This is a genomic window from Amycolatopsis sp. NBC_01488 (assembly GCF_036227105.1).
Lineage (GTDB): Bacteria > Actinomycetota > Actinomycetes > Mycobacteriales > Pseudonocardiaceae > Amycolatopsis.
This window is the reverse complement of sequence record NZ_CP109434.1, coordinates 8,333,611-8,358,641: the sequence shown is the minus strand read 5'-3', so window position 1 is coordinate 8,358,641 and position 25,031 is coordinate 8,333,611. Positions and strand designations below refer to the sequence as shown.

24 protein-coding genes are annotated in these 25,031 nt (G+C 73.9%); 16 read left to right on the top strand and 8 right to left on the bottom strand.

Annotated features, from left to right (window positions below; translation table 11 throughout):
• Positions 1-148: 148 nt before the first annotated feature.
• From OG738_RS39190 to OG738_RS39160, 7 genes are all read right to left on the bottom strand, one after another.
• Positions 149-850, bottom strand: a complete 702-nt coding sequence (locus OG738_RS39190) for a 4'-phosphopantetheinyl transferase family protein (RefSeq protein WP_329048662.1) — start codon at positions 848-850, stop codon at positions 149-151.
• Positions 847-4,014 carry a S41 family peptidase gene (locus OG738_RS39185; protein ID WP_329048660.1) on the bottom strand — a complete coding sequence of 1,056 codons (3,168 nt, stop codon included), beginning with the start codon at positions 4,012-4,014 and terminating at the stop codon, positions 847-849. Before OG738_RS39185 ends, OG738_RS39190 begins: the two co-directional genes overlap by 4 nt.
• On the bottom strand, positions 4,011-4,592 hold the full coding sequence (locus tag OG738_RS39180; protein ID WP_329048659.1) for a GNAT family N-acetyltransferase: 582 nt from the start codon (positions 4,590-4,592) through the stop codon (positions 4,011-4,013). Before OG738_RS39180 ends, OG738_RS39185 begins: the two co-directional genes overlap by 4 nt.
• A complete protein-coding gene (locus OG738_RS39175) occupies positions 4,580-5,026 on the bottom strand; it encodes a hypothetical protein (protein WP_329048657.1) in 447 nt (148 codons plus the stop codon). Before OG738_RS39175 ends, OG738_RS39180 begins: the two co-directional genes overlap by 13 nt.
• Positions 5,019-5,474, bottom strand: a complete 456-nt coding sequence (locus OG738_RS39170; RefSeq protein ID WP_329048656.1) for a hypothetical protein — start codon at positions 5,472-5,474, stop codon at positions 5,019-5,021. The genes OG738_RS39175 and OG738_RS39170 overlap by 8 nt, the downstream gene beginning before the upstream one ends.
• A complete protein-coding gene (locus OG738_RS39165) occupies positions 5,471-5,992 on the bottom strand; it encodes a hypothetical protein (RefSeq protein ID WP_329048655.1) in 522 nt (173 codons plus the stop codon). The genes OG738_RS39170 and OG738_RS39165 overlap by 4 nt, the downstream gene beginning before the upstream one ends.
• A gap of 259 nt (positions 5,993-6,251) precedes the next feature.
• Positions 6,252-6,401 carry a hypothetical protein gene (locus OG738_RS39160; protein WP_329048654.1) on the bottom strand — a complete coding sequence of 50 codons (150 nt, stop codon included), beginning with the start codon at positions 6,399-6,401 and terminating at the stop codon, positions 6,252-6,254.
• Between the two features lie 230 nt (positions 6,402-6,631).
• Between OG738_RS39160 and OG738_RS39155 the strand changes: the two genes are divergently transcribed.
• The 11 genes from OG738_RS39155 (at position 6,632) to acpS (ending at position 17,249) form a co-directional block, all read left to right on the top strand.
• Entirely contained in the window at positions 6,632-8,245 is a 1,614-nt protein-coding gene (locus tag OG738_RS39155; RefSeq protein ID WP_329048652.1) for a condensation domain-containing protein, read from the top strand.
• Positions 8,246-8,268: 23 nt separating this feature from the next.
• Positions 8,269-9,228, top strand: coding sequence for a ketoacyl-ACP synthase III family protein (locus tag OG738_RS39150; RefSeq protein WP_329048650.1), 960 nt, complete (start codon positions 8,269-8,271; stop codon positions 9,226-9,228).
• Positions 9,225-10,568 (top strand): ATP-grasp domain-containing protein, encoded by a 1,344-nt coding sequence (locus tag OG738_RS39145; protein WP_329048648.1) that lies wholly within the window; start codon positions 9,225-9,227, stop codon positions 10,566-10,568. The genes OG738_RS39150 and OG738_RS39145 overlap by 4 nt, the downstream gene beginning before the upstream one ends.
• Positions 10,565-11,860, top strand: a complete 1,296-nt coding sequence (locus OG738_RS39140; protein WP_329048647.1) for a type III PLP-dependent enzyme — start codon at positions 10,565-10,567, stop codon at positions 11,858-11,860. Before OG738_RS39145 ends, OG738_RS39140 begins: the two co-directional genes overlap by 4 nt.
• Complete coding sequence (locus tag OG738_RS39135; protein ID WP_003100549.1) at positions 11,857-12,123, top strand: acyl carrier protein; 267 nt, start codon at positions 11,857-11,859, stop codon at positions 12,121-12,123. Before OG738_RS39140 ends, OG738_RS39135 begins: the two co-directional genes overlap by 4 nt.
• A 66-nt stretch (positions 12,124-12,189) precedes the next feature.
• Positions 12,190-13,050 (top strand): hypothetical protein, encoded by an 861-nt coding sequence (locus tag OG738_RS39130; protein WP_329048644.1) that lies wholly within the window; start codon positions 12,190-12,192, stop codon positions 13,048-13,050.
• Between the two features lie 100 nt (positions 13,051-13,150).
• Entirely contained in the window at positions 13,151-14,098 is a 948-nt protein-coding gene (locus OG738_RS39125; RefSeq protein WP_329048642.1) for a 3-oxoacyl-[acyl-carrier-protein] synthase III C-terminal domain-containing protein, read from the top strand.
• A complete protein-coding gene (locus OG738_RS39120) occupies positions 14,095-14,703 on the top strand; it encodes an acyl-CoA dehydrogenase family protein (RefSeq protein ID WP_329048640.1) in 609 nt (202 codons plus the stop codon). The genes OG738_RS39125 and OG738_RS39120 overlap by 4 nt, the downstream gene beginning before the upstream one ends.
• Entirely contained in the window at positions 14,700-15,839 is a 1,140-nt protein-coding gene (locus OG738_RS39115; protein ID WP_329048638.1) for an acyl-CoA dehydrogenase family protein, read from the top strand. Before OG738_RS39120 ends, OG738_RS39115 begins: the two co-directional genes overlap by 4 nt.
• The gene (locus OG738_RS39110) at positions 15,832-16,593 is read left to right on the top strand and encodes a hypothetical protein (RefSeq protein WP_329048637.1); all 762 of its coding nucleotides are present in this window, start codon (positions 15,832-15,834) and stop codon (positions 16,591-16,593) included. The genes OG738_RS39115 and OG738_RS39110 overlap by 8 nt, the downstream gene beginning before the upstream one ends.
• Positions 16,590-17,249, top strand: coding sequence for a holo-ACP synthase (acpS, locus tag OG738_RS39105; protein WP_329048635.1), 660 nt, complete (start codon positions 16,590-16,592; stop codon positions 17,247-17,249). Before OG738_RS39110 ends, acpS begins: the two co-directional genes overlap by 4 nt.
• Positions 17,250-17,304: 55 nt before the next feature.
• Here acpS and OG738_RS39100 read toward each other — a convergent pair whose 3' ends face one another.
• Positions 17,305-18,300 carry a helix-turn-helix transcriptional regulator gene (locus OG738_RS39100; protein WP_329048633.1) on the bottom strand — a complete coding sequence of 332 codons (996 nt, stop codon included), beginning with the start codon at positions 18,298-18,300 and terminating at the stop codon, positions 17,305-17,307.
• Positions 18,301-18,542: 242 nt separating this feature from the next.
• Between OG738_RS39100 and OG738_RS39095 the strand changes: the two genes are divergently transcribed.
• From OG738_RS39095 to OG738_RS39075, 5 genes are all read left to right on the top strand, one after another.
• A complete protein-coding gene (locus OG738_RS39095) occupies positions 18,543-18,809 on the top strand; it encodes a phosphopantetheine-binding protein (protein ID WP_329048631.1) in 267 nt (88 codons plus the stop codon).
• On the top strand, positions 18,802-20,337 hold the full coding sequence (locus OG738_RS39090) for an acyl-CoA ligase (AMP-forming), exosortase A system-associated (RefSeq protein ID WP_329048629.1): 1,536 nt from the start codon (positions 18,802-18,804) through the stop codon (positions 20,335-20,337). The genes OG738_RS39095 and OG738_RS39090 overlap by 8 nt, the downstream gene beginning before the upstream one ends.
• 92 nt (positions 20,338-20,429) lie before the next feature.
• A complete protein-coding gene (locus OG738_RS39085) occupies positions 20,430-21,269 on the top strand; it encodes an ABC transporter ATP-binding protein (protein WP_329048627.1) in 840 nt (279 codons plus the stop codon).
• A complete protein-coding gene (locus tag OG738_RS39080; protein ID WP_329048626.1) occupies positions 21,253-22,014 on the top strand; it encodes an ABC transporter permease in 762 nt (253 codons plus the stop codon). The genes OG738_RS39085 and OG738_RS39080 overlap by 17 nt, the downstream gene beginning before the upstream one ends.
• A 19-nt stretch (positions 22,015-22,033) precedes the next feature.
• The gene (locus OG738_RS39075; protein WP_329048625.1) at positions 22,034-25,030 is read left to right on the top strand and encodes a beta-ketoacyl synthase N-terminal-like domain-containing protein; all 2,997 of its coding nucleotides are present in this window, start codon (positions 22,034-22,036) and stop codon (positions 25,028-25,030) included.
• Position 25,031 lies beyond the last annotated feature (1 nt).

Below are 25,031 nucleotides of genomic sequence, written 5' to 3'. Positions count from 1 at the left end.
GCCCGGCCACGACGGCCTCGCTGGCAGGCCTCGCCGTTGCGATCACGGCGGCGCTGCGGCCACGCGCGCGTCGTGGCCGGCCGGGTACGTCCGAACGGGCGAGCGGGCCCCGCCACGACGGCTTCGCGGGGAGGCGTTGCCGTCGCGATCACGGCGGCGCCGCCATCAGCGCGTCGAGTCCGGCCAGGTCACGCCGGTGCACGGCACGGACGGGCACGGTCGTGGCCAGCGCCGCGACGTGGCCGCCGGGCACGGCGAGGGAACGCAGGTGGACGGGCTCGCGCGGCCAGCCCGGGACGTCCGAACGGGCCTGCGGCCCTCGCACGTCCACCCGCGCGGGGGCGGCGGCCAGGCCCAGTCCGGCCAGCTTCATCGCCGCCTCCTTGCGGGTCCACGCGGTCAGCAGCCGGGCCGGCCGCCGCGCCGGGTCCGCGGCCGCGAACTCACGGTGCTCGGCGGCCGACAGGACGACCCCGGCCAGCCCGGCGGGGTCGGCCGCCGCGGCCGGGTCTTCGATGTCCGCGCCGATGATCCCCGCGCCCGCCACGGCCAGCAGCAGCCAGTGCCCGGTGTGGGACACCGAGAACGCGGGGGCGCCGGCCAGCCGCGGCCGGCCGTGGCCGGGGTCGCCGCAGTGCTCGCAGGACCGGTCGATCACCACCTCCGACGGCGGGACGCCGACCGCGGAAGCGCCCCAAAGACGTTGCAGCGCACGGGAAGCCGTGAACACGTCGCCCGCGGGGGTGGCGGCCAGCCGGGCGGCGCGGGCGCGTTCGGCGTCGTCGAGCAGCCCGAGCCACTCCGGCCGGGGACGGACCGGCACCAGCCAGACGTCGACGTGGCCGGTCACGGCGCCTGCGGCAGCAGCAGCGCCGCCCGGGGCGCGGGCAGCTCGCCCGCGTCCTCGCCCAGTTCGGCCAGCAGGTGCGCGACGGCCGCGGCGAGCTGGTCGTCCTCGCCCGGCAGGAGCCGGTCCGGGGCGGGCACCACCGCGAGATCCGGTTCCACGCCGTGGTTCTCCAGCGAGCCGCCCGCGTCGCCGAACCGGTAGCGGAACTCGGGCTGCGTGGTGACCGTGCCGTCCACCAGCCGGTGCCGCGGCCAGGTCGCGATCACCCCGCCCCAGCTGCGCCTGCCGATGAGCGGGCCCAGCCCGAGCGCGCGGAAGACGTGGGCGAAGATCTCGCCGTCGGAGCCGGTGTGCTCGTTGAGCAACGTCGCCATCGGGCCGCGTGGCGATTCCGTGGGGTAGGGCGCCATCCCGCTCCAGCGGCCGTGCTCGGTGCCGGTGCGGCGCCGGGCCAGCCGGTCGAGCAGCAGCGGCGAGACGTGCCCGCCGGTGTTGAACCGGACGTCGACGATCAGGCCGTCGCGATCGAGTTCGGTGAGGAAGCCGCGGACGAAGTCGGCGTACCCGGCGCGCGTCATGTCGGGCACGTGCAGGTAGCCCAGCCGCCCGCCGGACAACGCCCGCACGTAGGCGCGGTTGCCCTCGGTCCAGTCCAGGTACCGCGCCCGCGCCTCGCTCGCGCAGGCCCGCACGACGACGCGGTGCTCGGCCACGCCCGCCCGCCGCACCGTCAGCTCCACCTCGCGGTCGGCCTGCCCGACCAGGAGCTCACCGGGACCCGCCGGGCCGACCCGCCGTCCGTTGACCGCGACCACGGCGTCGCCCGCGCGGATGTCGGCACCGAGCCGGGCGCACGGCGAACCGGCCTTCGGGTTCCACGGGTCGCCCCGCAGGATCCGGGCGATCCGCCACGAAGAGCCGTCGGCGGGGGTGTCCCAGTCGACGCCGAGGAAGCCCTGCGCTTCGTCCGGCCCGGCGCGGTATTCGCCGCCGCGCTCGAACGCGTGCGAGGTGCCGAGCTCGCCGTGCAGTTCCCAGATCAGGTCGGACAGCTCGGCGCGGCACGACACCAGCTCCGCGAGCGGCGCGTACCGGTCGTACACCGCGTCCCAGTCGAGTCCGGACATCTGCGCGTCCCAATAGCCTTCGCGTTGCAGCCGCCACGCCTCGCGGAACATCTGCCGCCACTCGGCGGCCGGGTCGAACGGGACCTTGACGCGCCCGAGGTCGACCCAGCCGGTCGCCGGGCCCGGCTCCTCGCCGTCGGGCGGGTCGCCGGCGGCGTCGGCGCGCAGCACCCGCAACCGGCTGTCGGTGCGGTGCAGCACCACGTCGCCCCGCACGTCCAGCTCGTCGACCGGGCCGAGGCAGCCGGCGGTGACCCGGCCGGTCCCGAGGTCCACCAGCGACACGGTGCCCTCGCCGACGGCGTCCGGGTGGGCCGGATCGGGCGCGGCGAGCGGCACCGACAGCAGCAGCACCCGGCCGGGCAGCGCCGCGATGTCGCTGTAGCGGCCTTCAGGCACGGGGAAGGCTGCTACCCGCCGGGAAATCCCGTCGAGGTCCACCTCCACCCGGCCGTCGCCGCGCGGGGCGGGCAGCGCCTGCCCCGGCACGGCGGCCCGGGCCTCGAACGGCGACTCTTCACCGTCCCGCAGCGTGATCAGGTAGGGCCGGGAGCCGAACGGGAACCCGACGTCGAACTGCACCTGGTCCAGCTCGGGCGTGAGGTCGCGCTGGCCGAGGAAGTAGAGGTACCGCCCGGACGGGTCGAACGCCGGGCGCGCGTCCCGCACGACCGGTTCGGTGACCCGGTGGGTCCGCCCGGACGCGGTGTCGGCGAGCTTGATCGACGACGTGCGCGGCGACTCGGGGAACGTGTAGGCCAGCCACCGGCCGTCGGGCGACCACGCGAGGTCCTCGATGCGCTCGTGCCGGCTGGCGTCGAGGAGCCGGGGCCGGGGGAGCACGTCGGCGGTGTCCACGGTCCACACGCGCTGGCGGCTGGTCGCGAAGGCGACGAGCCCGGACGCGGGCGAGGCGGTCAGCTCGGTGATGTGCCCGACGCCGCCGGCGACCAGCACCGCCGCGTCCTCGCCGCCCTCGGCGTCCATCAGCACGATCCGTTCGTCCGGGCTCTCGTCGGCGGCCACGGCGACGAGCTGCCGCCCGCCGGCCAGCCAGCGCAGCAGCCGGTAGCGGACGCCGTCGGCGCTGCCGTGGCCGCGGACCGGCCCGGACCAGTGCGCGAAGGTGAACGCCTTGCCGCGCGCGGTCACCGCGAGCCGGGTGCCGTCGGGGCTGAGCCGGGCGCCGTCGAAGTACTCGCCCGCGGGGGCGAACCGGCGGCCCCGCTGCGGGGCCGCGCCGCCCAGGTCGACCGCCACCGGCCGCGCGCCGAGCGCGTCGAGCAGGTGCAGCCGGGCGCCCGCGGTGTAGACCAGCCGGGTGCCGTCGGTGGTGAGCCCGCGCGCGTAGTGGTCGTGGTGGTCGGTGTGGCGGCGCAGGCCGGTGCCGTCGGGCCGGCACGAGTAGACGTTGCCGATGCCCTCGTGGTCGCTGATGAAGTGGACGCGGCCGCCGGCCCAGCAGGGGTCGGCGACGTTCCAGGGCAGCGCGACGAGCCGCGTGAACGGCCCGGTTTCCTGCTCGCCGTACCACAGCTCGCCGGTGCCGCCGCCCCGGTATCGCTTCCACCGCGCGGGATCCGCGGTGTTGCGGCCGACGACGACGCCGTCGCCGAAGGCGATCGTGTCGGCCGGGCCGAGCCGCAGCGGCCGCGGGGGACCGCCCGCCGGCGGCACCGAGAACAGGCGCGCGCCGAAGCCGGACGGCTGCTCGGCGTCGGTCGCGTAGAGCACCTCGCCGGTGTGCGGGTGCCAGCCGACGGTGAGGCAGCGGCCCGCCTGGTGGGTCAGCCGGCGGGGACGGCCGCCCTCGGCCGGCATGACGTACACCTCGGCCGGGCCGTCGTCGGTGCCGACGAACGCGATTTCCGTGCCGTCCGGGGAGATCCGCGGCCGCCGGGCTTCGCCGGGGCCCGCGGTCAGGCGGTGCGCCCGGCCGCCCTCGGCGGGCACCGACCACAGGTCGTCCTCACACGCGAAGTAGACGGTGCCGCCGGAGATCGCGGGCGTGCGCAGGTACCCGGCCCGCCCGGTCACGACCGGGCCTCGATGCGCTCGCGGATCCGCTCGGCGAGCTCCCGGCGGCGTTCTCCGGCCGAGGCCTCGTGCGCCTGGACGTCCTCGTCGGACAGCGTCCAGTAGCACGCCGTGCGCCACTCGCCGACGGTGTAGGAGTCCCGTTCGCACCGGACCTGGTGCTGGGCTTCGAGGGCTTCGGCGGACAGGAACATCGTGTTGTGCGTGAGGACCTGGTTGACGATCACGCGCATGTTGAGCTCGTCGCGCAGGTGCTTGTGCACGGCGTAGACGGCGAGCGCGCCGAGCCCGCGGTCACGCGGCAGCACGCCGAAGGACAGCTCGCAACGCTGCGCGCGCCAGTCGATCGAGGTGATCCACGCGAACCCCATCACGCGGTCGCGCGGGCCGCACACGGTGAAGATCCGCTTGGTGCGGTGCTCCTCGGCGATGGTGCGGTGCTGCGCGGCCCTCAGGCCGTCGTCGCCGGAACCGACGGCGAAGTCGGTGAGGTTGGCCGTGAACCGTGCTTCGCGCAGCAGTTCCGTGCGCAGCGGGACGTCCTCGTCGGTGAAGTGCCGGACGGTCACGATCGGCATGGCTCCTCCTTCACCAGGACCAGCACGTCGTGGAAGGCGTGGCCGGCGTAGCGGTGGCCGGGCAGCACGCCGGTGCGCGCGAACCCGGCCCCGAGAAAGGCGGCGGCGCCGTCGGTGCTGTCGGTGGGGACCAGCGCGACGAACGACGTCCGCCGCTGGTAGGTGGCCAGGTACGCGAGCAGGGCGTGCACCGGCTCGGGCCCGGCGGACGTGCTCGAGACGTACGCCTGGCGTGGCTGCACCCGGTTCGGCACGCAGCCGACCAGCGCGCCGCCCGCGGCGTACACCTGGGCTTCGCGGCGGGTGAGCTCGCGCACGAGCAGTGCGTCGTTCTGGGTGACCGGGTCGGTGCCGAGGAACCCGCGCGCGGCGTCCCCGGCGCGGCGTAGTCCCTGGGCGGCCTCGGCGGGCGAAAGCGGTCTCAGCTCAGTCATGGCGGATCGTCCCCCAGATCTCCCGTGCGGCCGGTGCGCCGTCGAACCAGGTGGCGGCCGGGACGACCGCTTCGCGCCGGAACCCGGCCGCGGTCAGCGCTGGGGTGCCGGGCCGCGCGGCCGGGGTGACCCAGCCGTGCAGGCGCCGCAGGTTCAGGCCGGTGAACCCGTGCTCGACGGCCTCTTCGACAATCGTGTCCACATCGGACAGTCCATGGTGGACGCCGATCTCGAGGCGGGCACGCCGGTGCACCCAGTCGATGTCCGTGTAGCGGACGAAGGCGCCGTCGGTGACGCACAGCTCTTCGTCGTGGCCGGCGGGCGGCGGGACCTCCGTCGGGTCGGCGAGCACCGGCCAGTTCGCCATCGGCAGGCCCAGCAGCTCGCCGGCGAGCCACGGCCCGCTCAGCAGCCCGCGGTCGGTGCCGCGGTATCCGCGCAGTTTCATGATTCCGACCAGACCTGGGAGAAGTAGACCGTGCCGCGGCGACGGCCCTCGTGGGTGGTCACGCCGGCGAGCGTGCCCTCTTCGGTGAGGCCGGCGGACCGCGCGAAGGCGAGGCCCGCCGGGTCGAACTCGGGGAACCGGACCGACAGCCGCACCACCTCGTGCCGCCACCGCAGGGCCCGCACGATCTCGTGGTACGCGTCGCGCCACCAGTGCACCGGGGCGCCGGACCGCAGGCGCAGGTGCAGGACGTAGTGGCAGCCGTGCTCGCTGCCCTCGTGCTCGAGGGCGTAGAGGCCGATGGGCTCGCCGTCGGCGCGGAGCACGCGCGTGTCGTCGCCGAGGAGCTCGAGGACCTCCCACTCCGGCCGCGTGTCGGGCCGGTCGGTGCGGAAGCGGAAACCGGGGTCGGCGAACAGCGTGAGCACTTCCGCCCGGTCGGCGTCCGCGTAGGCGCGGGCCGACCAGCGCGGCAGCGCGCGGTCCACCGCCGGTGCGGCGGGCGCGATCGAGGTCATGGCCCCTCCCGGGCTGGTGGGGTGGTGGCGGCGGCGGTGCGGGCCCCGGCGTGCTCCGGGACGCACCCGCGCAGCCCCCGAACGACTCATTCAGGACACTGGCGGAGGCGGCGGGGCAGCCGCGGGAACGGCACCGCCCGGCTGGTGCCGGGGGTGCCGCGCCCGCGGTGGCCGCAAGCCCGGCCCCTTCACGGGAAAGGGCCGGATCCGGCGGGACGGCGGCGCGTCCGGTGTGGTGCGCCGCCATCCCGCCGGGTGGTCACGCCTCCTTGGACGCGACCTTCGAGGCTTCCTTGGACGCCACCTTGGAGGCCTCCTTGGAGGCGACCTTGGAGGCGACCTTGCTGGCGACCTTCGAAGCGACCTTCGACGCGACCTTGCTGGCGACCTTCGAAGCTTCCTTCGACATGGGTGCTACCTCATTCCTTTGGTGGGATTTCCCCGCAGATCCGGTCCGCGTTTTCGCGCTCCGGCGGGGCCAACCCAGATTCACCGACGAACCGTTGCGGGTCAAGGAAAACTCCTTCGGCGTCCGGTGTCATGTTCGTGCCACGGAAAACGTGCCACCGCCAGGGGCTAACCATTTCCGCCGCGGCCGCCCACCATCGGCGTACGACGATTCACGGTTGGAGGCCCCGGATGCCCGAGGCGAAGAGCGCGAACCTCTGCTGGGGACAGCACCACCACCTGCTGCGGTACCTGCGGGTGCCTGAGCCGTCCCGGTACGAGGCGCACATCGGCACCAGCTACCCGCTGCCCGCGGGCTGCACGGTCGCGGCCGTTCGCACGGCGCTGACGCACCTGGTGCGCCGGCACGAGGTGCTGCGCACGGTCTACGACCTGACCGGCACCGCGGCGGACGGGCGTGCCTGGCCGCGTCAGCTCGTGCAGCCGCCGGCGCCGCAGCCGGTCACCGAGGCGACCACGGAGGACGACGGCACCCCGGCGCCCGTGGACGTCATCGCGCGGCTCACCCGCACTCCGTTCGACCTGGCCCGCGACTGGCCGATGCGGGCCTGCGTGGTCACCACCGGCGGCCGGCTCGTGCGGCTGCACCTGGTCTTCAACCACCTGGCCTTCGACGACGTCGCCCTCGACCGCCTGGCCGCCGAGCTCGACGAGCTGCTGGCCGCGCGCACCGAGGGCCGGCCCGCCGTGCTGGGACCGGTCGAACACCAGCCCGTCGACCTCGCACGCTTCGAGGAGAGCCGCACCGAAGCCGACGTCGAACCGGCGCTGAGGTACTGGCGCGACATCGTCGCAAATCTCCCCGCCGACGTTTTTTCCGCGCGCCGCAAGGCTTCCGAGGCCGCGCACAGTGCCTCCTACACCGTGCCGTCGCTGCTGTCGGCCGCCCGGGCGATCGCGGCGCGCGAGCACGTCTGGCCCTCGGCCGTGCACCTCGCCGCCTACGCGGTCACGCTCGCCGCCTACACCGGCGAGACGCTCGTCGCGCACCGGATGTACACCAGCCAGCGGGACGCCAGCGGCTTCGGCGACGCCGTCACCTGCCTGTCCTACCCGACCCCGGTGCTCGCCGACCTCGACGGCGATCCGCGGTTCTCGTCCGTGGTCAAGGCGTCCGCCGCCCGCGTGAGCCAGGCGATGGCGAACGCGCACGTGCCCTACGACCGCGTGTACGAGCTGATCGCCGCGGAGAGCGCGCGGCGCGGGATGCCCGTGCGCGTGGTGGCGGAGCTGAACTTCCTCGACCACGCGCCGCGCTCGTGCCGGGCCAAGCGCGACCGGTACGCGGTCAACGCGGCGCCCGCGGATTGGGCGCGGGCCGGCTCCGACAGCTACCTGCGCGTCTACGAATGGGCCGACGGCATCACGCTGGCCCTGCAGGCACTGGACGCCGTGCTGGATGCCGAGGCCGTCGAACAGTTCCTGCGCGGCTACGCCCGGCTCGTCGAGGCCCATCGTGACCCCGGCACCGACCTGCGCGTCAGCGAGGCTGCCGCGCTCATCGGCTTCGCCCCGCCACCACCGCGGCCGAGCGCCGGCGTCACGACTGACCTCGCGGAAACCGCGCCGGCGCCCGCCGAGCGGGTGCTCACCGACGTCGTCGCGGAGGTCAACGGCCTCGGCGAGGTCGACGCGGCCCGCAGCTACATCGGCGCGGGCGGCCGCGTGCTGCGCCTGCCCCGCGTGGTGGCCGCCCTGCACGAGCGCGGCTGGTCGGCCGAGCTGGTCCCGTTCACCACCGCCCGTTCCCTGTCCGCGCTCGCACACGAGCTCGTGCGCGGCTGAGCCGTCCGGAGATGGAGGAAACCATGTCCTTGCTCGAAGCACCGCGCCTGGAACGGGTGGCGTCGTTCGTGCCGGAGACGAGCCTGCCGGTCGCGGACCTGGCCGGCCCGCTCGGCCTCGACGCGACGCAGCTGCGCTTCTTCACCCGCTTCCTCGGCCTCGACCGCGTCGCCGTCGCGGACGGTCTCGACCTGGCCGACCTGCTGGCGGGTGCGGGGGAGCGCGTGCTGTCCGGGACCGACCGCGACTCGGTCCGGTTCCTGGTCCACGCGCACACCATGCAGCACGTCGCCGTCGCCACGCCCGGCCTCCTGGAGGACGTGCGGACGCGGCTGCGGCTGCACCGCGCCACCGTGTTCAGCCTGTCCCACCTCAACTGCGTCGTCGGCATCCACGCCCTGCACGTGGCGCGGTCACTGCTGGCCACCGCGGCGCCGGGCGACCGCGTGCTGGTGCTGACCGGCGACAAGGTCCTGATGCACGAGGCCCGGCTGATCCGCGACACCACGATCCAGGGCGACGGCGCCGCCGCGGTGCTGGTCGGCCCGGACCCGCGCGGCGACCGCGTCCTCGGGCGCGCGCTGACCGTGCTGGGCGAGTTCTACCGCGGCATCGACTGCGACGAAGCGCTGCAGCTGCGGTACAAGCACGTCTACCCGGACGCGCTCGCGCAGGTCATGCAGGACGCGCTCGACGACGCCCGGGTCGCCGCCGCGGACCTCACCGCCATCCTGCCGCACAACGTCAACAAGCTGTCCTGGAAACGCATCACGGGCACGCTCGGCGTGCCGCGGGACCGCGTGTTCCTGGACAACGTCGGGAAGTACGCCCACTGCTACAGCTCCGACCCGTTCATCAACCTGGCGGCGGCGCGCGCGGACGGGCGGGTCGATCCGGGGGACCTCGTGCTGCTGGCTTCGGCCGGCCTCGGGGCGACCTTCGCGGCGGCCGTCGTCGAGATCGGAGAAGGGAACCAGGGATGAATTTCGTGGCACGGCTGAAGAAGGACCTGATCGGCGACGCCGGGGCGCGGTTCGTCTTCGTCAACAACTTCGAGGTGGAGCGCAGCTGGGCGGTGGGCGAGCCGAAGCTGCCCGGCGCCGGCATCTCGTTCGCGGGGGCCACGGTCAACCGCATGGAGGAGATGGGCGCGCTGCTCGCCGGCGAGGGCGATCTGGTGGTGCTCAAGGCACCCATGGATCCCGCGTTCGCCGCCTACCTCGCGCGGATCGGCGCCGCCGACGGCTCGACGCTGATCGTCGAGCACAGCGACCCGGACGCGATGGTGACCGAGGACGCGCTCAACTCGCCGGAGCTCCTGGGCAAGCTGCGGGAGCTGGCCGACGGCAACACCTACCTGATGCCGCTGGGCATCTCGGCGTCGGAAGAGGCGCTGGCCAAGGAGTCCGGGCTGCCGCTGGCCGGCTCGACCGCGCAGATCTGCAAAGCGGTCAACGGCAAGGTGTTCAGCCGCGGCCTGGTCGACGCGCTCGGCCTGCGTCAGGTGCCCGGCCGGGTGGTGCACACGGTCGGCGAACTGCGCGACGCCCTCACCGCGCAGCTGGCGCTGGGCGGCCGCGTCGTGGTGAAGGAGTCGCTCGGCGTCTCCGGCCGCGGCATGGTCGTCGTCGAGGACGAGCGTGGCGCGAACCGCCTGCTGCGCCTGATCGAGCGCCGCGGCGCCGACGCGCCGGCGAACCTCGTGGTCGAGTCGTGGATCGAGCACGCCCAGGACCTCAACTACCAGTTCGTCGTCTCCCGCACCGGTGGCGTCCGCTTCGAAACGGTCAAGGCCGCCGTGCTGAAGAACGGCGTGCACCAGGGCCACCGCTTCCCGGTGGAGCTGCCGCCGGTCGCGGCCCGCGAACTGGCCGAAGCCGTCGAGAAGATCGGCCGCGCGCTGCACGACGAAGGATTCTTCGGGATGGTCGGCGTCGACGCGATGCTCGCCGCCGACGGCACCCTCTACCCGTGCCTGGAGATCAACGCCCGGTTCAACATGTCGACCTACCAGAGCCGGATCGCCGAGAAGTTCATCCCCGAGGGCAAACACGCCATCGCGGCGACCTTCTCGCTGAAGCTGCAGCGCGAACACACCTTCGCGGAGGTCGAAACCGCGCTCGGCGACCTGTTCTTCACCGGCGCCGGCGACACCGGCGTGCTGGTCAACAACTTCGCGACGCTCAACGCCGCGGCCACCGGCGAAGGCTCCTTCCACGGCCGTCTCTACGCGATCTGCGTCGGGCACTCGGCCGACGAAGCCCTCGCTGTCCGGACCGAGGCCGAGCGCCGCCTCGGCGAAATGGCAGGGGAAACCGCATGACCGGCATCGACTACCCGGACCTGGCCGCGCGCTTCGGCACGCCGCTCTACGTCTACGACGGCGACGTCCTGCACGCGACGATCACCGGCCTGCGCGCGGTGCTGCACCCCGCGCTGGAGGTGTTCTACTCCCTCAAGGCCAATCCGAACATCAGCGTCTTCGCCGCCCTGCACGGCGGCGGCGCGCGGGCGGAAGTTTCGTCCATTGTGGAGCTGCAGACCGTACTCGCCGCCGGGGCGCGGCCGGAGGACATCATCTTCCTCGGTCCCGGCAAGAGCCAGCAGGAACTGCGGGCGTGCCTGGAAACCGACGTCTACGCGATCGTCTGCGAGTCCTTCGACGAACTCGACGACATCGAACGGCTCGGCGCCGAGTTCGGGAAGCAGCAGCGGGTGCTGCTGCGGATCAACCCCACCTGCGCGATCAGCGGGTCCCGGCTCACCATGGGCGGCAAGCCCCGCCAGTTCGGCATCGACGAGGCCCAGGTCCTGTCCGCCGGACCGCGGCTCGCGGAGTACCGCCACGCCGACGTCGCCGGCATCCAGGTCTACATGGGCACGCGCATCCTCGACGCCGAGGTCATCGGCAAGAACACGCGTTACGCACTGGACCTGGCCGAGCGGGTGGCCGCCGAGACCGGGATCCGCCTGGAAGCCGTCGACATCGGCGGCGGCCTCGGCGTGGCCTACTTCGAAGGCGAGGACGACCTCGAAGCCGCCGACGTGGCCGCCGTGATCAACCCGATGCTCGAGGAGTTCCACCGGGCGCACCCGGGTACGCGGCTGATCATGGAGTCCGGCCGGTTCCTGGCCGGGCGCGCCGGGGTCTACGTGCTCGGCGTCCGGTACGTCAAGGAGTCGATGGGGGAGCGGTTCGCGGTCGCGGACGGCGGCACCCACCACCACATGGCCGCCGTCGGCATCGGCTCGTTCGTCAAGCGCAACTTCCCGGCCGTGCTGCTCACCCCGCGCGAGGCCGGCGAGGACACCGACGACACCGTCGAGCCGCGCCCGTGGACCGTCACCGGCCCGTTGTGCACGCCCAACGACACCCTGCTCAAGCAGGTGAAACTGCCCGACCTGCGCGCCGGCGACCTGGTCGGCGTCCTGAACTCCGGCGCCTACGGGCCGTCGGCCTCGCCCGGGCTGTTCCTCAGCCACGGGTTCCCCGCCGAGGTGCTCGTGCGCGGCGGGCGGGCCTTCCTGGTCCGCGACCGCGACGAGCCCGCGGACCTGCTGCGCAAGCAGCACCTGCACCAGCCCTCCGACACCATGGGAAGTGAGCCGAGATGAACCGCACCGAGATCGTCGCCCACCTGGAGATCGCCCTGTCCGCCGTGCTCAACAAGGAGATCGGCGGCGTCACGCCGGAGCTGCGCCTGTTCGAGGACCTGGCGCTCGACTCCACCAGCGTCATCGAGCTGCTGATGAGCCTCGAGGACACCATCGGCCTCGAGATCGACCCGGACGAGCTGGGCCCGGAGGTCTTCCGCACGGTCGGCAGCCTGACCGACTACATCGAGTCGGCCTTCGCCAGGGCCGCCGCGGCGGTCTGAGCCATGTCCCTGCAGCTTCTTCGGGGGTCCGGGTGGCGGAGCCCCCGGCCCGGGCCGAAGCCCCGGATGTCACAGACGCTCGCGCCCCCGGGACGGGCCGCGGGCCCCCCGCGCCCGGCCGGGGTGCACCTGACCGGCGTGACGCACCGGGTGTTCACCGAGCGCGCCAAGCCCGTGTTCGGGATGCGCCCGGAGCTGGCCCGGCTCATGGTCGAGACCTTCGGCGCCGCGGCGGACCAGGAGGACTTCCTCGCCCGCACCGGCAACGGGTTCATCGAGATGACCGAGGCGTTGCTGGCGGACGCGGGCACCCCGCTGCCGCCGCTGGACGCGGTGGTGCTCGCCTACCACTCGCCCGACCTGTACCACTCGGAGGTCGCCGGCTGCTACCTCGCCGGACGGCTGCCCGGGAACCCGGAACCGTGCTCGGTGGCGGGACCGGGGCCGGGCGCGGCGTTCACCGCGCTGCGCCTGCTGGACGGCATGTGCCGGCTCGGCGAGGCGGCTTCGGCGGCACTGCTGGTGTACGACCAGAACGCCGTGCTGTGGGACAGCGGCCACCCGGCCACGCACCGCCCCGACGCCGCGGTGCTGTTGCAAGCCGGCTCGACCGGCGACGTCGCCGTGACCGAGCTGGAGGAGGTACGGCTCGGCGAAACCGGGCCGCACACCGCCACCCTCGCCCTGGCCGACGTGCTCTACCGGCACCCGGGCGTCCGGGTACTGGCCGGTGCGGGCCTCGCCCAGCGGCTGGCGGGCACCCCGTACGCCGGCCGCGTCGAAGCGGTCCCGGACCTGTGGTGCACCGGCGTGTGGGCGGGTCTGGCGCGCCTGTGGCCGCTGGACGAACCGGTGCTGCTGGCCGACTTCGAGCCCACGGGCGGCACGTTCTGCAGTTGCCTGCTGGTGCCGGGGAGGGAGCAGTGATGGGCACGCGACTGCTGTCCGGACCGGCGGTGCCGGTCGATTCCGCACCCGCGAGCGGCGCCTTCCGCACGTGCCTGCTGGTGCCGGGGAGGGAGCACTGATGGACACGGGGCTGTCCCGGGTCGCCGTGCGGCTGCCCGGCCGCGTCGAGGCCGTCGACGACGTGCTCGTGCGGTCGGGCGCCAAGCCGCTGGAGCGGCGGATGTTCGGCCGCATCTACGGCCTGCGCGACAGCCCGGTGCTCGCGCCGGGCGAGCGGATGGCGGACCACCTGGCCGAGGCCGGGCGGACCGCGCTCGGCGGCGGGCCGGCGAGCCTGGTGCTCTACGGCCACACGCTGCTCATCGCCGAGCTGGACCTGTGCGGCACGTTCCCGGATCGGCTGCGCGACGCGCTCGGCCTGCCGGGCGTCCCGTTCTTCGGGGTGTCGCACGTCAACTGCACGTCGGTGCTGCGCTCGGTCGAACTCGCCCGGCGCTACCTGGCCCGGCCCGGCGCGGCGCCGGAAGACCGGGTGCTCGTGCTCGGCGGCGACCAGGGCAGCGCGAGCGACCGCGGCCGCTACATCCCGGGCACGACGGTCGCGGGCGACATCGCGGCAGCGTTGATGGTGTCCCGCGGCCCGGCGCGCTACCGCTACCTCGGCGGCGCGAGCGCCCGCGACACGCGGTTCCACCGCAGCCTGCGCATGACCAAGGAGGAGTTCACGCTCTTCGGCAAGGTCTGCTGCGAGCAGGCGGCGGCGGTCGTGGGCGCCGCGGCCCACGATGCCGGCCTCACACTGTCCGATGTGGACTGGGTGCTGCCGGACCTGTCGAACCGCATGTTCTGGCGCACCTTCAGCGGGCTGTCCGGGTTCCCGTTCGACCGGATCCCCCTGGAGCTGGTCGCCGCGCGCGGGCACAACTTCGGGGTCGATTCCCTGCTCGCCCTGCAGCACGCCGACGCGGCCGGACGGCTGCGTCCCGGACAGCGCTGCGCCCTGGTCTCCGTGGGCCAGGGCGCCTACTTCCAGTCGGTGATCGTCGAGGTCGTGGAGGAACAGTGACCACCAGCCTGCTCGAATGCGAGCGGACCGCGCGCAGCGACGGCCTCGCCGCCGGCCTCGCCGCGGCCCTGCCCGCCACCCCGGCCGACCGGCTGGCCCCCGGCCGGTACGCGGCCGTGCCCGCCGGCGCCGTGCCCGAAGGCGCCGAAGTGCGCACGCACAGCCTGGCCGACCGCGAGGACATCGTCTTCCTCGCCTGCCCGGGCCGGCCACGCGAAGAGCGTGACGCCCACGAGCTGGCCGACTTCGGCCGGCACCTGGCCGCTGTTCGGCTGGGGGTGCTGCGCTCGGTGCTCGACCACGTCGTCGAGCACCTGTCACACCGCACCGCCGGCGACGAACCGCTGATCCGCAAGCAGCTGATCGCCGGCGCGATCGGCGACGTGATGGCCGCGGTGGAACGGCTGCGCGCCCACGTGCGTTCGCAGCGGCACCCGGTCGCCGTGGCCGACGTCCACCGCGAGCTGGACGATCTGGGCTGGCGGGTGGCCCAGCACCTCGGCGCCTCGGGCTTCCTGGCCACCTCACCCGCGCGGTCGCTCTACGTCTCGGCACTGGTGGCCGGCACCTGGGTGGACCGGGAACCGGAAGGAGAACCGGCATGATCGAGCTGAGCGAACGCGTCCGCGCGGTCCGCGACCTGAGCCGGGAGGCGGCCGCGGACCTGCGGTCGCGGGCCCTGGCCATCGACACCGACCCGGACGCGATGGACGAGCACTACAACTCGCCCGTGTTCGAGATGGTCCGGCAGGCCGACACGCCGCCGCAGTACCGCGAGTCGCTGCCGTCGACGCCGTTGCTGCGGGCGATGGAACGTGGCTCGTGCCTGGAGAACGTGGCGGGGCTGATCGAACTGGCCCGCGGTGACGTCGGCGCGATCCTGGCCTGCCCGTCACCCGGCCTGGCCGGCGTGTTCGTGGAGCTGCTCGGCACGCCCGAGCAGCAGGAGTGGTTCTTCACGCGGATGCACGGCGGCCGTCGCTGGTCGTTCTTCGCGATGACCGAGGAGAGCCGCGGCAACGACGCGACGGCGATGGAGACCCGCTTCGACCGCGACGGCGAGGGCTGGCGCCTCAACGGCGGCAAGTGCTACGTCGGCAACGCCGCGCGCGGCAGCGTCGGCGTGGTGTTCGGCCGCACCGGCCGCGGCGCGCTGTCGATCCGCGCGGCGCTGGTCGAGGTCCCGGCACCCGGTTGGCACGGCGAAAAGCTCGACATGATCGGCCTGCGCGGCGCCTACATCAGCCGGCTGTCCTTTTCGGACGTGGCCATTCCGGCGGGCCGCATGCTCGGGGACCACCTCCCGGTGACCCGGCGGGGGATCTTCGCCGCCATCACGACGTTCAACCACATGCGGGTGCGGATCGCCGCGTCCGCCGTGGGCACCGCACTGGCGATGGTCGAATACGTGCTGGACCACCGCAAGAACGCCCCCGGCGGCCAGCTGGCTCTCGCGCGTGCCGAAGCGGGCCGGGAGCTGGTGTACGAGGCGGCGGCGCGGATCGACCGCGACCCCGAGCGCGGCTACCTTTCCAGCGCCGCGAAGCTCGGCGCGGTCGGCCTGGCGGTCGGCACGGCGCACTGGGCGTCGGCCGCGCTCGGCCCGGCCGGCCTCATCGAGCACCCGCTGCTGGAGAAGTGGACGCGCGACGTCCACGCCTTCGAGTTCATGGAGGGCACCAGCAACATCCACCGGCTGCACGTGGCGCGCGGGTACCAGGCGGGAGACGCCGATGCCTGACCTCGGGATCGACACGATCGCCTTCGCCGCGGCCCGGCGCGAGGACTACGTCCCGCTGGCGTCGCTGCCCGGTGCCGCCGGCCTGGTCCCGCCGGAACGGCTGGCCGCGGCCGGAATTCCCCGGTCCCGCCTGATGGTCCGGATCCCGGAGGACGACGACGTCGACGTCGCCGCGCAGGTGCTCGCCGCCCTCGGCCCGCCCGCAGCGCCGCAGCCGCTGTTCTTCGTGCGTTCGGGGCCGCTGCGCGATCCGAACGTGGCCGCGCTGGCGGGGCTGGTGCACCGCAGCGGCTGGGCGGGCGAGGACGTCGGCCTTTCGCACCTCGACGAACTCGGCGGCACCACCGTCTTCGGGCTGCTGGAGTGGGCGGTCGACCGCGAGGCGACGGCCGTCCTCTGCGACGAGCCGCTGTTCGCCGACGAGGCGGCCGGCCCCCCGCGGTTCGCCGCGGTCGGCTTCCGGCTGCGGCGCGGTTCCGCCGCGCCGCTCACGGTTTCCGGCTGCGGGGAAGGGAAACCCGCGTTCGCGGGCGACCACCGGTTCACCGGCCGCGGCCCGTGCGACGCGTGGCTGTCGTTCTGCGCGGCGCTGGCCGAAGGTGTGGTCGCCGACGGCGAACGCGTCCTGCTGCACACGCGCGGACCGCTGCACGAGGGCTGGCTGGCGCTGCTCGCCACGGACGTCGCCGCGCTGCGGCTGGCACCCGCGGCGCCGGTGGCCACGGCGAGCCTGCTCGGGGGGCGGAGTGGATGAGAATCGGCGTGGACCTGATGTCGATCCCGCGGTTCGCGGAGGTCGCGGTGCACCCCCGGTACCGGACGCTCGTCTTCACCCCGGTGGAGCTCGAGCAGGCCGCTCGGATGGGTGCCGAACGGTCCCTGGAACGGCTGGCCGGGCGGTTTTCCGTCAAGGAGGCCACGTGCAAGATGCTGGGCCGTGGGTTCGGCCAGGGGCTGCGCTGGCGTGACATCGAGGTCACCAACGACGACTGGGGAGCGCCGCTGGTGACCTTGGGCGGCGGCGCGGCGGAGATCGCCGAGGAGGCCGGCCTGGAGGAGATCGTGGTGACGTTGAGCCACCAGGCCGACCTGGTGGTCGCGGTCGCGGCGGCGGGGTGCGCCCGGCCGCCGCGTCCGTTCCGCCGCGCGGCCACGCCTTCGGTGGCCGTTGTCCCGGCCCGCTTCGACGAACTGGCGGCGTTGGCCGCCGACCTGTTCTCGGTTCCCGCCGGCGAGGTGACCGCCGCGGCCTCGTTCGCGGGTGATCTGGGGGTCACCTCGGTGGTGGTGATCGAGCTGCTCGCCCGGATCGAGCGCCGGTACGGCGTCCGGATCCCGGAGGCCGGCATCTACCGGATGACCGACCTCCGGCGCACCTACGGCGTCGTGGCCGAGGCCGCCGGCTGGTAGGGCGGGCAAGGAGAAGGGGCCTTCCGCGTGCGGAAGGCCCCTTCTCGTGTGGTGCTCAGGCGAGGGTGAACCGCGAAGCCGCCTGCACCCCGGCCTGGAAGCGGGACACCGCGTCGAGGTTCTGGAGCATCGCGGCGATGTGACGGCGGCACGTCCGCACCGACATCCCCAGCCGCCGGGCCACGACCTCGTCGGTCAAGCCCTGGGCCATCAGGCGCGCGATGGCCTGCTGCAGGTCGTGGGCGATCTCGCCGCTGTAGCCCTGGTCCTCGGCCGAGAACGGCGTCGCGCCGTCCCACAGCTGGTCGAACAGGCCCAGCAGGAAGCGCACCATGCCCTGGTCGCGCACCCGGCGGGCGGAAAGGTCGGCGACGTCCAGCGTCACCGCCAGGGACCGGTCGAAGACCACGGCGGCCTGCGGGACGCGGCTGAGCGTGCGGATGCGGGCTCCGCGGCCGGCGAGCTGCGTCAACCGAGCGCGTGCCGCGTAGCCGGCACGGCTGCGGTGCGGGCACACCACCCGGACGCCGACGCCGTCGCCCAGGACCGAGTAGCACGCGTCCAGCAGCTCGTCGACCAGGTCGTCGGCCGCCTCGCCCGGGTGGAGGACCACCAGCTCGTCGCGGCACACCTCGGCCGCCAGCTTCACCAGGCCGCGGATCTCGGCGACGCCCTCCAGGCGGTCGAGCGCGCCCGCGTGGCCGGTGACGCCGGCCGGGGCGCGGGTGATGCCGTCGATGCGTTCACGCAGCCGGTCGGCCAGCTCCCGCCGTTCGTACATCGCGCGTTCCAAGGGGGTGACGACCAGCTCCGCGGCCGCTTCCGGTTCCCGGGGCACGAGGCCGCCGTCCGGTTCGGCCCGCAGCAGGTGCAGCTCCACCAGCCGCACGGCGGCCGCGTGCACGGTGTCGGCGGGCAGGCCGAGGTGCGCCGCGGCGGTGTTCACGGAGGCGATCCGGCCGCAGCGCGCCGCGTAGCGGTACAGCTCAGCTTCCGGGTCGGGCTCGGGCACGGAGAACGCCCCGGGCGGCGGGAGAGTGACCGTCGACATCGTGCCTCCAAGGATCCGGCTACTACGGGGTTTCGGGGGTTCCGGGTGGCGGAGCCCCCGGCCCGTGGCGAAGCCGCGGTTGTTACTGCTCTTTCACCGTCGCAGCCGGTCTTCTCGGGGCGCTCTCACGCCGCTCTCGCCCGGCGGTGGCGGGACGAGAGCGCGGTGATGGCCCGGTGAGTCCGGCCGGTGGTGTCCTCGGGAGGACACGGTTGACCGCCGAAGCGAAACAGGGTGACGAAATGCCTGAATTCCCCATCCCTCCAGGGTTCCTCGAGATCCTGATCGCGCACCTGCCCTACGCGCTCGAGGGCCGGATCGCCGAGGACGACGACCTCGCCGCGCTCGGGCTCGACTCGATGGGCGTCGTGCAGCTCGTCACCGACCTGGAGGAGACCTTCGGGTTCGAGCTGCCGGACGAGCTGCTCACCGAGGACACCTTCGCCACCGCGGGCAGCCTGTGGGCCGCCGTCGCGGAGTACGTCGTCCCGGAGCCCGCCGATGTCTGAGGCAGCCCCGGTGCGGCTCGACGAGCTGCTGGCCCACGGCGCGCCCGGCGATCCGGCGCTGACCCACAAGGACCGGACGCTGACCTACGGCGAGCTCGCCGACCGCGTCGCGCGTGTCGCCCACGGCCTGCACCGGCTCGGCGTGCGCCGCGGCGACCGGGTGGCGGTGTACGCGGAAAAGCGGCTCGAGACGGTGGTCACGCTGTTCGCGGCCGCTGCCGCGGGCGCGGTGCTGGTGCCGCTGAACCCCCTGTTCAAGAGCCGGCACATCGCCCACGTGGCCGCCGACTGCACACCGGCGGTGGTGCTCACGACCGCCGAGCGGCTGGTGACGATCCGTGAAGCGGTCCCCGAGGGCACCCCGGTCGTGGTGTTCGGTTCGCCCGGGTGGGACGCCCTGACCGCGGCCGAGCCGGTCGCGGTGCCCGGCGCCGGCGCGGTGATCGACCACGACGCGGCCGCCATCATGTACACCTCCGGCAGCACCGGCGGCCCCAAGGGCGTCGTGCTTTCCCACCGCAACCTGCTCGCCGGCGCCGCGAGTGTGGCCGACTACCTCGGCCACACGCGTGACGACGTCGTGCTCGCCGCGCTGCCCCTGAGCTTCGACGCGGGGTTCAGCCAGCTCACCACCGCGTTCGCCGCCGGCGCGCACGTGGTGCTCGTGAACTACCTGCTGCCCAAGGAGGTCGTGCGGCTGTGCGCCCGCCACGGCGTCACGGCGCTGACCTGCGTGCCGCCGTTGTGGCTGCAGCTGGTGACGCAGGAGTGGCCCGCCGAGGCGACCGCGCGGCTGCGGTACTTCGCCAACACCGGCGGCCGCATGCCCCGCGCCACGCTGACGCGCCTGCGTGAGCTTTTCCCGGCGGCGCAACCGTTCCTGATGTACGGCCTCACCGAGGCGTTCCGCTCGACCTACCTCGACCCGGCGGAGGCCGACCGCCGTCCCGGCTCGATCGGGAAGGCGATCCCGAACGCCGAAGTCCTCGTGCTGCGCCCCGACGGCTCGCCCTGCCCGCCCGGCGAGCACGGCGAGCTGGTGCACCGCGGCGCGCTCGTGGCACTCGGCTACTGGAACGACCCCGAGCGCACGGCCGAGCGGTTCCGCCCGGTACCGGGCCCGGACGGCCTGGTGCGCCCGGAAATCGCCGTGTGGTCGGGCGACACCGTCTACCGCGACGAAGACGGGTTCCTCTACTTCGTCGGCCGCACCGACGAGATGATCAAGACGTCGGGCTACCGCGTCAGCCCCGCCGAGGTCGAAGAGGCCGCCTACGGCACCGGCCTGGTGGGGGAGGCGGCCGCGTTCGGCGTGCCGGATCCCGTGCTGGGGCACCGGATCGTGCTGGCGGTCGCTCCCGAGGGCGACGCCGAAGCGATTTCCCGGGCGCTGGCCAAGGAACTGCCCGCGTACATGCTGCCGCGGCGGGTCGAGGTGCTGCCGCGGCTGCCCCGGTCGGTCAACGGCAAGTTCGACCGCGTCGCGCTGCGCGAGACGCTGAGCGCGGTGTCCGCCGGCTCCGAATGACGGCAGTTTCCTGCCACCGCGGGAGCCCGCCGCTCCCGCCGTCCCCGTGCGACAGTCCGTTTGTCGCGAACCCACGCGCAAGGAGCGACCTCATGTTGCAAGCAATCGACCTCCGGAAACGCTACGACGAAGTGCAGGCCCTCGACGGCTTCAGCCTCGAGGTCGCCGCCGGGGAGATCGTCGGGCTGGTCGGCCACAACGGCGCCGGCAAGACCACCTTCGTCGAGATGGTGTCCGGGCTGCTGCGCCCGGACAGCGGCACGGTGCTCGTCGACGGCGAGTCGCCGACGCGCGCCCGCGACCGCATCGGCATCTCCCCGCAGCACATCGCCCTCTACCGCCCGCTGACCGTGCGCGAGCACCTGGAGCTGTACGGCCGCCTGGCCGGCCTGCGCCGGGCCGCGCTGCGCACGGCCATCGACGACCTCACGGCCGCGCTGCGGCTGGAGAGCTTCCTGAACCGCACCTGCGGCCTGCTCTCGGGCGGCCAGCAGCGGCGGGCGCAGGCCGCGACGGCGCTGGTGCACCGGCCCGCGCTGCTGCTGCTCGACGAGCCGACCGCCGGTGCCGACCCCGAGACCCGTCAGGCGCTGCTCGACGTGGTCAAGCAACGAGCAGGCGAGGGAGCCGCAGTGGTCTACACCACGCACTACCTGACCGAACTGACCGACCTGCAGGCCACGATCGCGGTGGCTGCCGAGGGCCGCGTGATCGCGCGCGGCGCCGCGGACGAGCTGCTCTCCGGCTTGCCCGGCGAGGTCCGCGTGCGCACCGCCGACGACCAGCTGACCGTCTCGACCACCGACCCGACCGGCACGCTGCTGGAGCTGCTGCCGACCGTGTCGCGGCCGGTCGAGTCCGTGGAACTGCGCAACCCCAGCCTGGACGACCTCTACCACTCCCTGGCGGTGACCGATGTCGACGCGCACTGACTCCCTTTACCGGGCCGGCGCCCTGGTCCGCTACAACGCGACCCTGCGCCTGCGCGACCCGTCGCAGCTGATCAGCTACCTGATCACGCCGATGATCTTCATGGTGCTGTTCCAGCCGCTGTACGTGAAGGCGCTGGGCACCGGCGCCGTCGAGGCCGTGACCGGCCAGCTGGTGATGTTCTCCGTGTTCGCCATGGCGATCGTGGGCAACGCGATCTTCGTCGAACGCGAGTGGCGCACGTGGGACCGGCTGCGTGCCAGCCGCGCCGCCCGCGCGGAACTGCTGATCGGCAAGGCGGTCCCGGTGTTCGTCGTGCTGCTGATCCAGCAGGGCGTGCTGATCATCTACGGCTGGCTCGTCGTCGGCATGCCGTTCCCGGTCTCGCCCGGCCTGGTGTTCGGCGCGATGTGCCTGTGGGGCTTCATGCTCCTGGCCATGGGCGCCGCACTGTCCACTGTGGTCCGCAGCCGCGGTGACCTGATCGTGGCGGTCGACCTCGGCGCGATCACCATCAGCTCGCTGGGCGGTTCGCTGCTGCCGGTGTCGCTGATGCCGTCGTGGGCGCAGGCGATCGCGCCGTTCTCCCCGGGTTACTGGGGGCTGTCGCTCATCCGCTCGGCCATGGCGGGCAACGCCGAGGCGATGCTGCGCCCCGCGCTGATCGTGCTCGCGATCGGGCTTGCCACCGGCGCGTTCGCCACCTACCGCCTCGCCCACGGCTGGGGCCGCAGCCACCTGCTCTGACACACCGGAAGGACCTGCCATGACGGAACCGGCACCCGAATCGGCCGTGGCACTCGTCGGGATGGCGGGGCGCTTCCCGGGCGCCGCCGACGTCGAGCAGCTGCGCCGCAACCTCGCTGCCGGGATCCCCGGCCTGCGGGAGATGACCGACGCCGAGCTCGCCGCCGCGGGCGTGGACCCGGCCACCCCGGGCCACGTCCGCGTCGGCGGGCCGGTGGCCGGCGGCGTCGAGACGTTCGACGCCGCCGCCTTCGGGCTCGGCCCGCGCGAGGCGGAAACCCTGGAGCCGCACCACCGGCTGCTGCTCGAATGCTCGTGGGAGGCGCTGGAGCGGGCCGGCTACCGGCCGACGGATCCCGGCGTGCCCGTCGGGCTGTTCGCCGGCTGCGCGTTCCCCGATTACCTGACCCGGAACGTCCCCGGCCTCGCCGCGGAACCGGGCGGCAAGCCGCTGCTTTCCGCGGGCGTGGAACGGGACTCGCTCACGTCGCTCGTGTCCTACAAGCTGGGCCTGCGCGGCCCGGCGATCACCGTGCAGACGTACTGCTCGACGTCGCTGGTCGCGGTGCACCTGGCGTGCCAGAGCCTGCTGACCTACGAATGCGACCTGGCCCTGGCCGGAGGCGCCGCGCTGCCGCTGCCGCAGACCGGCGGGCACTCTTTTGAAGAGGGCAGCATCCTGTCACCCGACGGCCGGGTGCGTGCCCTCGACGCGGCCGCGAACGGCACGGTGATGGGGTCCGGCGCCGCCGTCGTCGCCTTGAAGCGCCTGGAGGACGCCCTCGCCGACGGCGACGTCGTGCACGCGGTGATCCTCGGCTCGGCGGTCAACAACGACGGCCGGGACCGCGCCGGGTACCCCGCCCCCGGGGTCGCCGGGCAGGCCGCGGTGGTCGACACCGCGCTCGCGGTGGCCGGGGTGAAGCCCGAGACGGTCGGGTACGTGGAGTGTCATGCCGTCGGCACGCCGCTGGGCGACTCGATCGAGCTGGCCGCGCTGAACCGCGTCTTCGGGCCGGAGCGTGCTGCGCCGTGCGTGCTCAGCTCGGTCAAGCCCAGCATCGGGCACCTCGACCGGGCGTCCGGCGTCACCTCGCTCATCCGGGCGGCGCTGAACCTGCGCGACGGCGTCTTGCCGGGCACCGCCGGGTTCCGCACCCCCAACCCCGCGCTGGACGACCGGTTCACCGTGCTGCCCGCCGACGTTCCCTGGCCCGCGTCGGCCGTGCCCCGGCGCGCGGGGGTCAGTTCGTTCGGGGTCGGCGGGACGAACGCGCACGTCGTCCTCGAACAGCCGCCGACCCGGGAACCCCGGCCTTCGAGCGGTCCTTACCTGCTGACTTTTTCCGCTGGTGACGTCGTGGCGCTCGACGAGGTCACTTCGCGGCTGCGCGCCCACCTGGCTTCGCATCCCGACCTGGACCTCGCCGACGTCGCCTTCACCCTTCAGGTGTCGCGCGGCCATTTCGCGCTGCGGCGGGCCGTGGTGTGCCGGGACTTTTCGGACGCGTTGGCTGCGTTGGCCGATCCCGGCCGCTGGGTCGACGGCGAAACCCGTCGCCGGGACCCGCGGTTCCGCCTGGTCGCGGGCAGCGGCTCGGAGTGGGCGTCGACGGCCGAGGCCGCCCACCGCCTGCTCGCCGGGGACGACGTCCCCGCGCCCGCCCCGACGCGCGCGGGCGCGTTGTCGGCGTTGGCCGCCGGGCTGACCCGGCTGGGCATCCGGCTGGACGAGAACGCCACCGACACGCTCGTCGTCGAGGGTGGCTTCGTCGATGCGTGGGTGCTCGAGACGGTGGCCCGGCTGTGGATCGCGGGGTGCACGCCGGACTGGCCGGCCCTGCACCGCGGCGCCGCACGCCGGGTCGAGCTGCCGCCGTATCCGTTCCAGCGCAAGCGGTTCTGGGTCGATCCGGTGGCCGCTCCGCGCCCGGCGGCCTACGTGCCCTCGTGGCGGCTCGACCCGCAGTCCCTGACCGGTCTGGAGAGCCGGGTGCGCGCGGCGGGTCCGTGGCTGGTGTTCGCCGGCGATCCGGTCGGCGAGGCCCTGGCCGACCGCATCACCCTGGCCGGGTCGGAAGTGATCACCGTGCGGCCGGGCCCTGGGTTCGCCGCCCTGGACACCGGTGACTTCGTCGTGGGCCCGGGTGACCTGCCGTCGCTCGTGCGCTCGCTGGTCGTCGTACCGCGTACCGTCGTGTACGGCTTCGCCCTGGGTGGTTCACCCGGGGACGTCGCGGTGGCGGCCGGGCTGTGGCCCGGGATGGTCACGCTGACGTCCGGCGCTGTCGGCGTACTCGGGCCGGATCTGACCACGCCGTCGCACGCGGCGCTCACCGCCTTGACCGCGCGGCACGTCGACGTCGGCGTCTCCGTGCCCGTCGACCAGGTCCTCGCTGCCATCCTGCACTCCGAGACCCCCCTGGCGGTGCGCGGCGACCAGTCGTGGCGGCTGCATCATGAGCCGTGCGAGCTGACCGGGCACGCCGAAGCCGAGGTGCACCGCGACGTGCCGGACCTGGGTGGGCGGCGCGGGATCCTCGTCGTCCGGCCGGATCCGGCCGGACGCACGCTGGCGGCTCAGGCGCGGGTGGCCCGCCTCGCCGGTCGCGGACGGTGGACCACCGTCGTGTCCACTTCGGACCCGTCTCCGGAGACCCTCGCCGCGGTGGCCGCGGCCGACCACCTGACCGAGGTCGTGCTCTCCGGAGTGCCGCTGGTTCGTCCGGTCTCGACCGCCGAGTCCGTCCAGCTGTCGGCTTCGGCCCGGCCGCGGCCGGCGCTGGGGACGCCGTTCGTGGAGCCGGAGGCGGGCCTCGAGCGCGAAGTGGCGGCTCGCTGGGCCGCCGCGCTGGGCTACGAGGAGATCGGCGCGGACGACAACTTCTTCGAGCTGGGCGGCCGCTCGGCCGGCGCGGTCCGCATCGCCGCCCACTGGACCCTCCCCGCCACGGCGGTCATGGAGCTGCCCACGGTCCGCCTGCTCGCGGCTCGCATCGCCGAGCTGCGTCCCTGAC

Excerpts from the sequence above, each read along its gene's own strand:
- OG738_RS39085 (WP_329048627.1), top strand. The coding sequence starts at position 20,430 with ATGTTGCAAGCAATCGACCTCCGGAAACGCTACGACGAAGTGCAGGCC.
- OG738_RS39180 (WP_329048659.1), bottom strand. The coding sequence starts at position 4,592 with ATGCCGATCGTGACCGTCCGGCACTTCACCGACGAGGACGTCCCGCTG.
- OG738_RS39140 (WP_329048647.1), top strand. The coding sequence starts at position 10,565 with ATGACCGGCATCGACTACCCGGACCTGGCCGCGCGCTTCGGCACGCCG.
- acpS (WP_329048635.1), top strand. The coding sequence starts at position 16,590 with ATGAGAATCGGCGTGGACCTGATGTCGATCCCGCGGTTCGCGGAGGTC.
- OG738_RS39160 (WP_329048654.1), bottom strand. The coding sequence starts at position 6,401 with ATGTCGAAGGAAGCTTCGAAGGTCGCCAGCAAGGTCGCGTCGAAGGTC.
- OG738_RS39175 (WP_329048657.1), bottom strand. The coding sequence starts at position 5,026 with ATGACTGAGCTGAGACCGCTTTCGCCCGCCGAGGCCGCCCAGGGACTA.
- OG738_RS39130 (WP_329048644.1), top strand. The coding sequence starts at position 12,190 with ATGTCACAGACGCTCGCGCCCCCGGGACGGGCCGCGGGCCCCCCGCGC.
- OG738_RS39075 (WP_329048625.1), top strand. The coding sequence starts at position 22,034 with ATGACGGAACCGGCACCCGAATCGGCCGTGGCACTCGTCGGGATGGCG.
- OG738_RS39135 (WP_003100549.1), top strand. The coding sequence starts at position 11,857 with ATGAACCGCACCGAGATCGTCGCCCACCTGGAGATCGCCCTGTCCGCC.
- OG738_RS39080 (WP_329048626.1), top strand. The coding sequence starts at position 21,253 with ATGTCGACGCGCACTGACTCCCTTTACCGGGCCGGCGCCCTGGTCCGC.
- OG738_RS39095 (WP_329048631.1), top strand. The coding sequence starts at position 18,543 with ATGCCTGAATTCCCCATCCCTCCAGGGTTCCTCGAGATCCTGATCGCG.
- OG738_RS39100 (WP_329048633.1), bottom strand. The coding sequence starts at position 18,300 with ATGTCGACGGTCACTCTCCCGCCGCCCGGGGCGTTCTCCGTGCCCGAG.
- OG738_RS39125 (WP_329048642.1), top strand. The coding sequence starts at position 13,151 with ATGGACACGGGGCTGTCCCGGGTCGCCGTGCGGCTGCCCGGCCGCGTC.
- OG738_RS39165 (WP_329048655.1), bottom strand. The coding sequence starts at position 5,992 with ATGACCTCGATCGCGCCCGCCGCACCGGCGGTGGACCGCGCGCTGCCG.
- OG738_RS39150 (WP_329048650.1), top strand. The coding sequence starts at position 8,269 with ATGTCCTTGCTCGAAGCACCGCGCCTGGAACGGGTGGCGTCGTTCGTG.
- OG738_RS39145 (WP_329048648.1), top strand. The coding sequence starts at position 9,225 with ATGAATTTCGTGGCACGGCTGAAGAAGGACCTGATCGGCGACGCCGGG.
- OG738_RS39110 (WP_329048637.1), top strand. The coding sequence starts at position 15,832 with ATGCCTGACCTCGGGATCGACACGATCGCCTTCGCCGCGGCCCGGCGC.
- OG738_RS39155 (WP_329048652.1), top strand. The coding sequence starts at position 6,632 with ATGCCCGAGGCGAAGAGCGCGAACCTCTGCTGGGGACAGCACCACCAC.
- OG738_RS39115 (WP_329048638.1), top strand. The coding sequence starts at position 14,700 with ATGATCGAGCTGAGCGAACGCGTCCGCGCGGTCCGCGACCTGAGCCGG.
- OG738_RS39090 (WP_329048629.1), top strand. The coding sequence starts at position 18,802 with ATGTCTGAGGCAGCCCCGGTGCGGCTCGACGAGCTGCTGGCCCACGGC.
- OG738_RS39170 (WP_329048656.1), bottom strand. The coding sequence starts at position 5,474 with ATGAAACTGCGCGGATACCGCGGCACCGACCGCGGGCTGCTGAGCGGG.